At 72.9% G+C, this 7,903-nt stretch carries 11 protein-coding genes; 4 read left to right on the top strand and 7 right to left on the bottom strand.

Annotated elements, in window-relative coordinates; translation table 11 throughout:
* Window positions 1-167 precede the first annotated feature (167 nt).
* The 4 genes from COGEMETH_RS06440 to COGEMETH_RS06425 all read right to left on the bottom strand — a co-directional run bounded on the left by COGEMETH_RS06440 (window position 168) and on the right by COGEMETH_RS06425 (window position 3,489).
* Window positions 168-842: a DUF2147 domain-containing protein gene (locus COGEMETH_RS06440; RefSeq protein ID WP_238181774.1), complete on the bottom strand. Its 675-nt coding sequence runs from the start codon at window positions 840-842 to the stop codon at window positions 168-170.
* Window positions 843-1,095: 253 nt separating this feature from the next.
* Window positions 1,096-1,656, bottom strand: a complete 561-nt coding sequence (locus COGEMETH_RS06435) for a GNAT family N-acetyltransferase (RefSeq protein WP_238181773.1) — start codon at window positions 1,654-1,656, stop codon at window positions 1,096-1,098.
* 99 nt (window positions 1,657-1,755) lie between these two features.
* Complete coding sequence (locus tag COGEMETH_RS06430) at window positions 1,756-1,965, bottom strand: hypothetical protein (protein WP_238181772.1); 210 nt, start codon at window positions 1,963-1,965, stop codon at window positions 1,756-1,758.
* 156 nt (window positions 1,966-2,121) lie between these two features.
* Window positions 2,122-3,489 (bottom strand): caspase family protein, encoded by a 1,368-nt coding sequence (locus tag COGEMETH_RS06425; protein ID WP_238181771.1) that lies wholly within the window; start codon window positions 3,487-3,489, stop codon window positions 2,122-2,124.
* Window positions 3,490-3,528: 39 nt separating this feature from the next.
* Here COGEMETH_RS06425 and COGEMETH_RS06420 point away from each other — a divergent pair, with 39 nt between their 5' ends.
* Together COGEMETH_RS06420 and COGEMETH_RS06415 are read left to right on the top strand one after the other, a co-directional pair.
* A complete protein-coding gene (locus tag COGEMETH_RS06420; protein ID WP_238181770.1) occupies window positions 3,529-4,206 on the top strand; it encodes a M15 family metallopeptidase in 678 nt (225 codons plus the stop codon).
* A gap of 456 nt (window positions 4,207-4,662) precedes the next feature.
* Entirely contained in the window at window positions 4,663-5,169 is a 507-nt protein-coding gene (locus COGEMETH_RS06415) for a hypothetical protein (protein WP_238181769.1), read from the top strand.
* A gap of 30 nt (window positions 5,170-5,199) precedes the next feature.
* Here COGEMETH_RS06415 and COGEMETH_RS06410 read toward each other — a convergent pair whose 3' ends face one another.
* From COGEMETH_RS06410 to COGEMETH_RS06400, 3 genes are all read right to left on the bottom strand, one after another.
* The gene (locus COGEMETH_RS06410) at window positions 5,200-5,442 is read right to left on the bottom strand and encodes a hypothetical protein (RefSeq protein WP_238181768.1); all 243 of its coding nucleotides are present in this window, start codon (window positions 5,440-5,442) and stop codon (window positions 5,200-5,202) included.
* Between the two features lie 110 nt (window positions 5,443-5,552).
* Window positions 5,553-6,017 (bottom strand): YeeE/YedE family protein, encoded by a 465-nt coding sequence (locus tag COGEMETH_RS06405; RefSeq protein ID WP_238181767.1) that lies wholly within the window; start codon window positions 6,015-6,017, stop codon window positions 5,553-5,555.
* Window positions 6,014-6,430, bottom strand: coding sequence for a YeeE/YedE family protein (locus COGEMETH_RS06400; RefSeq protein ID WP_238181766.1), 417 nt, complete (start codon window positions 6,428-6,430; stop codon window positions 6,014-6,016). The genes COGEMETH_RS06405 and COGEMETH_RS06400 overlap by 4 nt, the downstream gene beginning before the upstream one ends.
* Before the next feature lie 289 nt (window positions 6,431-6,719).
* Here COGEMETH_RS06400 and COGEMETH_RS06395 point away from each other — a divergent pair, with 289 nt between their 5' ends.
* Both COGEMETH_RS06395 and cysE read left to right on the top strand, forming a co-directional pair.
* On the top strand, window positions 6,720-6,923 hold the full coding sequence (locus tag COGEMETH_RS06395) for a hypothetical protein (protein WP_238181765.1): 204 nt from the start codon (window positions 6,720-6,722) through the stop codon (window positions 6,921-6,923).
* A 103-nt stretch (window positions 6,924-7,026) separates the two neighbouring features.
* Window positions 7,027-7,881 (top strand): serine O-acetyltransferase, encoded by an 855-nt coding sequence (cysE, locus tag COGEMETH_RS06390; RefSeq protein ID WP_238181780.1) that lies wholly within the window; start codon window positions 7,027-7,029, stop codon window positions 7,879-7,881.
* Window positions 7,882-7,903 lie beyond the last annotated feature (22 nt).

The raw sequence follows: 7,903 nt of genomic DNA, 5'->3' as shown, positions 1-7,903 counted from the left end.
TCGCGGGCCACCCTCTCCCAACCCAAGTCGGGCTTGCCCGACTTGGGCACCCAGGATGCGGATCTCGGGCAGGTCCGAGATCCGTGAGGGGAGAGGGACGCGTGCCATGCCGGCTCCCGAGTAGGCCGTGGCCCTTGGGAGGAGAGGCCCGAGGCCGGGCCGCCGCATCACTGCGCGGCGGGGGCACCGGCCGGGGCGGCAGGCTTGGGCGCCGGCTTGGGGGCGGCGGGCTTCGGGGCGGTCGAGGCCGTCGAGCCGGGCGTGCCCGTGGTGCCGGTGGCGGCAGGCTTGCCGGCCGGGGTCCATTCGGGATCGGTGCGGGGGCCGCCCGCGCCGTTGGTCGGGCCGGTGAGCTGGCCGGGCAGCACGTCCGTCGTCTTGTTCCAGGTCTGCGACTTGCACAGGAAGGCGATCAGGCAGCCGCGCACGGTCAGCTCGTTCGGCTCCTCGGTCCAGACCGTGACGTCGTAGGACTTGCCGTCCTCCGAGTTGTAGATCTTGCCCTCGTAGCGGGCGTCGGCGTTGAGCTTCAGGCCCAGGATGAGCTGGTGGCCGAGCGAGGGCCGGGCCTGCTTCTTGGGGTCCGGGTTCTTGAAGTCGATCCGGGGCTGGTTCTTGTCGTTGAGGGGCACCTTGAGCCAGACGACGAAGCCGCAGAGGTTCTTCTCGGACGGTCCGCACTTCTCCAGGCGGATGCGCGCGCGCCCGTCCTCGGTGAGCCAGGTGCCGCTCGGGTCGGCGGGCGTGGCGGCCTGGGCCACCCCCGCGAGGGCGGCCAGGCCGACGAGCGGCGCGCTCCAGGCCGAAACGCGGAACGCCGAGCCGATCGATCGAAACGTCATCCTGTCAACTCCCATGCGTCGCGAAAACCCTGCCCTGCCGGCGGCTCCCGCGCCTCCGGACCGGTCCGCCGTGGCGGAACCGGCCCTGCCGTCGCGTGGCTGCATCCCGCTGCGCGCGGACACGCCCTTCCCCCCGCCATCGTCCCCGAAGTTGACCGGATCATGACCGCGCCGGCCCCGCCGGACCCGGACCGGCGCCGCCCGTCACGGATCGCAGGGATGTGAAGGCGGTCCCGTCCGCGCGACGACGGCGTCACCCGCGCGTCGGCGGGGCGTCCGGGCCGGGTCCGAGGCGGCGCTGCATCAGGACGGTATCGAGCCAGCGCCCGTGCTTGTAGCCGACCCCGGACAGGGTGCCGACCTGCTCGAACCCGAGGCCCGCATGCAGGCGGACCGAGGCGGCCGAGCCCGGATCGGCCAAGCCCGCATAGGCCGAGCCCGGATCGGCGATGACCGCCACCATCAGCCGGCAATCGAGGGCGGTGCAGGCCGCGATCAGGTCCGAGAGCAGGCGGCGGCCGATCCCGAGGCCGCGGGCGTCGGCAGCCACGTAGAGCGAATCCTCGACGCTCGAACCGTAGGCCGCCCGCGGCCGGTAGGGGCCGGCATAGGCGTAGCCGAGGATTCGCGCGCCGCCCTCGGCCACCAGGTACGGAAAGCCGCCGGAGACGATGGCGGCGAACCGGGTCGCCATCTCGGCCTCCGTCGGGGCTTGCGTCTCGAAGCTCGCGGTGCCGCCGAGGACGGACTCGGCATAGATGGCGGTGATCGCCGGGATGTCGGCCGCGCGGGCCGGGCGCAGGGTCGGGTCCATCCCACGAGGGTATGGCCAGCCGCCGAGCGTGGGCAAGGAAAAGGGGCCGGCGCGTGGGCGCCGGCCCCTTTTTGGGAGCGTCGTTCCGATCGGGCCGGATTACTCGGCCGCGGTCATCTCTGCGGTGAAGTGGCCGCACCAATCCTGGGAGGCCACCACCGGCCACAGGCCCTTGGCCTCGGGCGCCGGCTGGCTGACGGGCGGGTTGAAGCGGCACAGGCCCTGGTCGCCCGAAGCCTGGGCGCCGTTGGTCTTGTGGTCGTCGAAGAAGCGGCAGCTGACGCAGGCGGCGCTGGACGTTCCGGCCATGATGGATCTCCGTTTGGAAGAGGATTGCGCGGGCGCCTGAGCCGGTGCGGCTCCGCGTCCCGTGGACAGTTCTTAATTAGAACAACTCCAATGAGGCGTCAACGGCCTTCCGCCCGCCCGGTTCGCGCGATCGCCGCTCGCCGGGGTTCGGGGCCCCTACGGCGCCTGGAAGAAATAGTCGTCGCCCCCCAGCGAGCCGTAGATCGCCGGCTCCTGGCGCCCGCCGGTCTCGGCGAGCACGTCGTCGCGGATACGGCCGAACAGCTTGCGGATCTCGATGCCCGGCGTGGCCAGGTTCTTCACCAGGGCGGTCACGAACGGGCTGTTGGCCCGGCCCGCCGCGCCGTCCGAGGCGACCTGGCCGGCCCTGGCCGCGTAGGCGACCAGCACGCTGCCGCTCGCCGGCTCGATCCGGGCGAGCCCCTGCCCCACCGAGCGGGTGCCCAGCGCCCGCTTCATCGCGGCCGCGAAGGGGTTGTCCCGGCAGGCGTCGAGGATCACGACCTGGAGCTTGCGCGCCCCCTCGACGCTGGCCAGGACCTGGTCCAGGGGGATCGCCTCGAACTGCACGTCCCGGTCGCTCGCCAGCCGCGCGTCGACGGGGACGAGGTAGTTCACCCCGCCCACCTCCAGGCCGTGCCCGGCATAGTAGACCACGGCCCAGTCGGCTCGCGCCGCCTCGGCCGAGAAGTCCCGCAAGGACCGGCGGATGCCCTCGAAGCCCTGGTCCTCGCGTACGAGGATGGTGGTGAAGCCGAGCCGCCGCAGCGCCTCGGCCATGGTGCCGGCATCGCGGCGCGGGTTCTCCAGGGGGGCGACGCTGCGGTAGGCGCCGTTGCCGATCACCAGGGCGACGCGCCGTTCCGGCAGGGCGGGGACGGCCGGGTTCGGCGGCACGGCGGCGGGCGGGGGCAAAGCTGCGAGGAGCTGGGCCGATCCCTGTCCCGGTTCCCGGCCCACGGCCTTGCCCGCCCCGGCCGGGCCGGAGCAGTCGAGGTACCGGCCGTAGGCCCAGCCCAGGCTCGCCCCGCCGCGCGCCCGCAGCCGGACCCAGTTCCCGTCGTCGGGCGCGGCATCCCCGGCCAGGACGGGGGTGCCGTTCTCCAGGGTGGTCATGACCGGGCCGTAGGGCGCGGCGCGGACGTTGAGGGGCGTGCCGCTCGGGTCGGCGACGCGGCAGGCCCGGTCGAGGGATGCGGGTCCGGCCCCGGTCTCGGCCCGGCCGGGGGCGGGGTCGGGCGCGCAGATCAGGTAATCGGAATAGGCCCAGCCGCCGGGGCCGGCCGTGCTCCGCACCCGGCTCCAGCCCCGGCCCTCGACCGTCGCGTCGTCGACGACCGTGACGCGGGTTCCGTTGGGCAGCGTCCCGACGACAGCGCCGCGCGGGGCGGCCCGGAGGTTGAGGGGCGTCCGGCCCGGATCGGCCACGGCGCAGGTCCGGGGCGCGGCCTGCGCGCCGGACCCGACGAGCGGTAGGGCGAGGAGGCAGAAGCCTATCGCCCGACGGAGCCTGCGCTGGCACAAGACGCGTATCCCCTCGCGAATCCCGAACCTGGACCAGAGATGAGACGGCGCCTTTCGGCAAGCGGCCCGCTGCTCGCGCTCGGCGCGCTTCCCGCCCTGGCCGGACCGGCGCCGGACTTCGTGGATGCCGGCCGGGCGGTCGCGGGGCTGGTGGTCGAGATGCGCTACGCCGGGGCGGACAACTTCCTCGGGCGGCCGGTGGCCGGGTACGAGGCCCCCGTCTGCCTGCTCGCGCGCCCGGCCGCCCGCGCCCTGGCGCAGGCCCAGGCGGCGCTCGCCCGCGCGGGGTACGGACTGAAGGTCTTCGACTGTTACCGGCCGGCGCGCGCGGTGGCGGATTTCGTCCGCTGGGCCCGCGACCCGCGCGACCAGGCCGCCAAGGCGGAGTACTACCCGGACGTGGACAAGGGCGACCTGTTCCGCCTCGGCTACGTGGCCGCCCGCTCGGGGCACTCGCGGGGGGCGACCGTCGATCTCACCCTGGTCGATGTGCAGACCGGGCGGGAAGTCGCGATGGGCACGCCCTTCGACCGGTTCGATCCCCGCTCCGGCGCGGGCGCCGCGATTTCGCCCGAGGCGCGGGCGAACCGCGAACGCCTGGCGGCCGCGATGCGCCGGGCGGGCTTTGCCGGCTATGCCAGGGAGTGGTGGCACTTCTCGTTACGGAACGAGCCCTACCCGGCGACCACTTTCGACGTGCCCGTCAGGGCCCCGTGAGCCCCGCGCCGCGGGTTTGCGGCGTGGGGCTGTCGGTTACTTGCCGCGTTACTTGCCGCGTTACTTGCCGCTCGGCGCCGCGTTGCTGCCGGTGGTGCCGTTGCCGCCGCCGCTGCCGGCCGGCGAGCCGGGGGTGCTGGTGCTCTGCGCCGCGGCGCTGCCGGCGAGCAGGGCCAGGGCGATCAGGGCGGTGGGGATGGCTTTGATCGTGGTCGATTCTCCAGGGGCCGGCCCGGCTGGTCGGCCGGCGGTTCATGCTTGGCAACCGGCCGTGCCCGCATCCGTTCCGTCCGTCGGCCGGGCCATCGGAACCGGGCCGTCCACGACGAAGTCGCGGCCGGTGCCGGGCGGGCCCGAGTCCCCGCATTGAAACCCCTCGACTCGCCTTCCCCGGCAGGCCAGAGCTTGGCCGCGAGCCTCAGCGGTTCACGCGCCGGCGCATATCTGGAGGTCGAGTTGAGACGCACCCTGTTCAAGGCGGCCACGGCCGCGTTCCTGCTCTGCGCGCTGCCCGCGGCCGTGCAGGCCAAGACCTTCGAGCTGCCGGACGAGACGCCGCTGGTGACCATCGACCTGCCGAACGCATGGTCGCCGGAGGAGATCGACAAGGGCGCGCAGGCGACCTCGCCGGACGCCACGATCTACGTCGCCTTCGAGATCTCGAACCTGAAGAACACCGAGAAGGCCGTCGTCGACGCGGTGAAGTTCCTGGCCGACAGCGGGGTCAAGATCGACCCGTCCACGCAGAAGAAGCTCGAGACCAAGATCAACGGCCTCGACGTGGTCGACATCAACTGGGATGCTGTGGACAAGGACGGGCCGACCAAGGTCAGCCTGTCGATCATCATCCTGTCGCCGACCAAGATCGGCGTCCTCACCTATTGGGGCTCGCCCGCCGGCGAGAAGAAGTACGCGGCCCAGCTCAAGGGGATCGCCGACAGCATCCAGCCCCTCGGCCGGTAGCGGCGGCGGGCGGCGGGCTCGGCTCGCCGCCTACTCGCCCGGCGTCCAGTCGATCGCCGGGCGCTGCGCCAGCATGCGGTCGAGGTAGTTCGCCACGGCCTGCGCCCCGTCCGCGTGCATCATCGCGACCGGGTGGGCGAGGTAGGCGCGGGCAAGCTCCAGGGAGAGCTGGCCGGATTGGAAGGCGCCCAGCACCTCGTCGATGAAGCTGTCGTTGGCCTCGTTGAAGTCGTTCGACAGCTTCTTGCGGTCGTTGAGCGCCCTGATCGCCATCCTGCTTCCCATCCTGGACCGGCACGCCCGCGGCGCCGTCGCCGACACCCTTTAGACCGTTCGGTGCGGTTCGACCGCAGGAATCGCCGCGCCGGTCGCCGGCCGCGACCTCAGCGGCCCTCGCCCGGCCCCGAAGGCAGCCGGCCGCCCGACGGACGTGCCCGGAGGATGTGGTGGCCCGCCATGCCGGCCAGCATCGCGAGCACGAAGACCACGATGGGCAGCGCTCCGGTCGAGAGGGCGGCGACCGCCGGGCCGGGACACAGGCCCGACAGGCCCCAGCCGATGCCGAACACGGCCGACCCCAGGATCAGCGGCGCATCGATCCGGCGGCCGGCCGGGATCTGGAAGCGCGCATCGAAGGCCGGGCGCGGCAGGCGTCGGGAGAGGACGTAGCCCAGCGCCGAGACGGTGACCGCCCCGCCGAGGACGAAGATGAGGCTCGGGTCCCAATCCCCGGTCACGTCGAGGAAGCCGCGCACGCGGGCGGGATCGAGCATCCCCGAGAGCGACAGCCCGAGGCCGAAGACGAGGCCGGCGGCGAGCGCCGCGGCGATGCGTGGGGCGGCGCTCACGGGACGAGCCAGCGCAGGGCCGCGACCGTGGCCATGCCGCTTGCCAGGAATGTGAGGACTGCGGCGATCGAGCGGGGCGACAGCCGGGCGAGGCCGGCGACGCCGTGGCCGCTGGTGCAGCCCGAGCCCAGCCGCGTGCCGAAGCCGACGAGCAGGCCGGCCAGCGCCAGCACCGGCAGCGGGGCGGCGATGCGCATCGCGGGCCAGTGCCCGGCGAGCACCGCGAACAGGGGCGGCCCGAGGATCAGGCCGGCCACGAAGGCGAGGTCGGCGAGCCAGCGCCCGCCCGGCCGGCTGCCAAGGCCGGCGACGAGGCCGCTGATGCCCGCGATGCGTCCGTTGAGCAGCAGCAGCATCGCGGCCGACAGGCCGATCAGGAGGCCGCCGGCGAGCGGAGGCAGGAAGGCGGTCATCGGCGCATCACCCGATCCAAGCGCGCGCCGGGGCCGGCGCCGGCTGCGCTTCTACAGCAGGCGTGCGGTCGCGCACGCATCGCCGGAGAAGGCTTGCAAAGCGCGCGAAGATCAACAAATATCGAGCTATAACAAAGGCTTAGCAAAATAAATGCTGTCGATCGAGCCTCACGCGATGCAAATCGTCTCCGGCGACGGGCCACTTCGGGAAGGACCTCCCCGCCCCTCGATCCGGGGCGGCCCGGGAAGCCTCGCGGGCCGGGTGCCGGATCGGCAGGAAGGAGGAACGATGTCCGTGAGAATGAATCCCGGCGACCAGGTGGTGTTCGACCGTCTCGACCTCGCCGAGGTGCTCGGCATCTGGCGCCACGCCCGCGGCCGCGTGGTCGGCATCCATCCGCAGCCGGGCCGCCCGCCCACCATCGACGTGCAGTTCGACGGCCACGAGACCCTGCACCATTACCTTCCGACCCTGTTCAAGCGCGTGAACTGAGCATGATGCGGAAAAGTGGAATCCGGTTTTCCGACGACATCATGCGGAACCAGGAAGACGGAGCATGCTCCGGACCGATGCCGACGATCCCGAGGACGACGCCATGAGTGCGGCGAGCGCGTTGCAGGCGCCGACGGCGCCGATCCCCCTGCGGGCCACGAGCCGCAGTACCGGCGAGGCCGAGGTCTGGCGCGCGATGCGCGCGGAGGCCGAGGCCGCCCTGATCGAGGAGCCCCTCTACGCGGGCATCATCCAGGCCACGATCCTGGACCAGCGCAGCTTGGCCGGCGCCTTCGCCTACCGCCTCGCTCACCGGCTCGGCGACGGCGACCTCGCCCGTCTCTCGATGCGCGACCTCTGCCTCTCGGCCTTCGAGGCCGACCCCCATGCCGGGGCGCACGCGGTGCGCGACCTCGTCGCCATCCGCGAGCGCGACCCGACCTGCCGCCGCTACATCGACCCGTTCCTGTTCTACAAGGGGCTGGCCGCCCTCGAAGGCTACCGGGTGGCCCACTGGCTCTGGCAACAGGGCCGGGCGACGCTGGCCCTACACGTCCAGAGCCGCATCTCCGAGGTGTTCGGGGCCGACATCCACCCGGCGGCGCGGATCGGCTCGGGGGTGTTCATCGACCACGCCACCGGCGTCGTCATCGGCGAGACCACGGTGATCGCCGACGACGTGTCGATCCTCCAGTCGGTGACGCTCGGCGGCAACGGCAAGGAGAGCGGCGACCGTCACCCCAAGATCGAGCGCGGGGTGCTGCTCAGCGTCGGGGCCAAGGTGCTCGGCAACATCCGGGTCGGCGAGGGCGCCAAGGTCGCCGCCGCCGCGGTGGTGCTGCACGACGTGCCCGCCCACACCACCGTGGCCGGCGTCCCGGCCCGCGTCGTCTCGCGGATGCACCGCGGCGAGGACCCGGCCCTCAGCATGGACCAGTTCTTCGGCGACGGCATCTGATCCGACCGGCAGGGGCGGCCCG

The sequence above is a fragment of the Methylobacterium trifolii genome, assembly GCF_022179685.1.
Lineage (GTDB): Bacteria > Pseudomonadota > Alphaproteobacteria > Rhizobiales > Beijerinckiaceae > Methylobacterium > Methylobacterium trifolii.
Note: the sequence above shows the minus strand (reverse complement) of the source record. Positions and strands in the feature narration are given on the sequence as shown.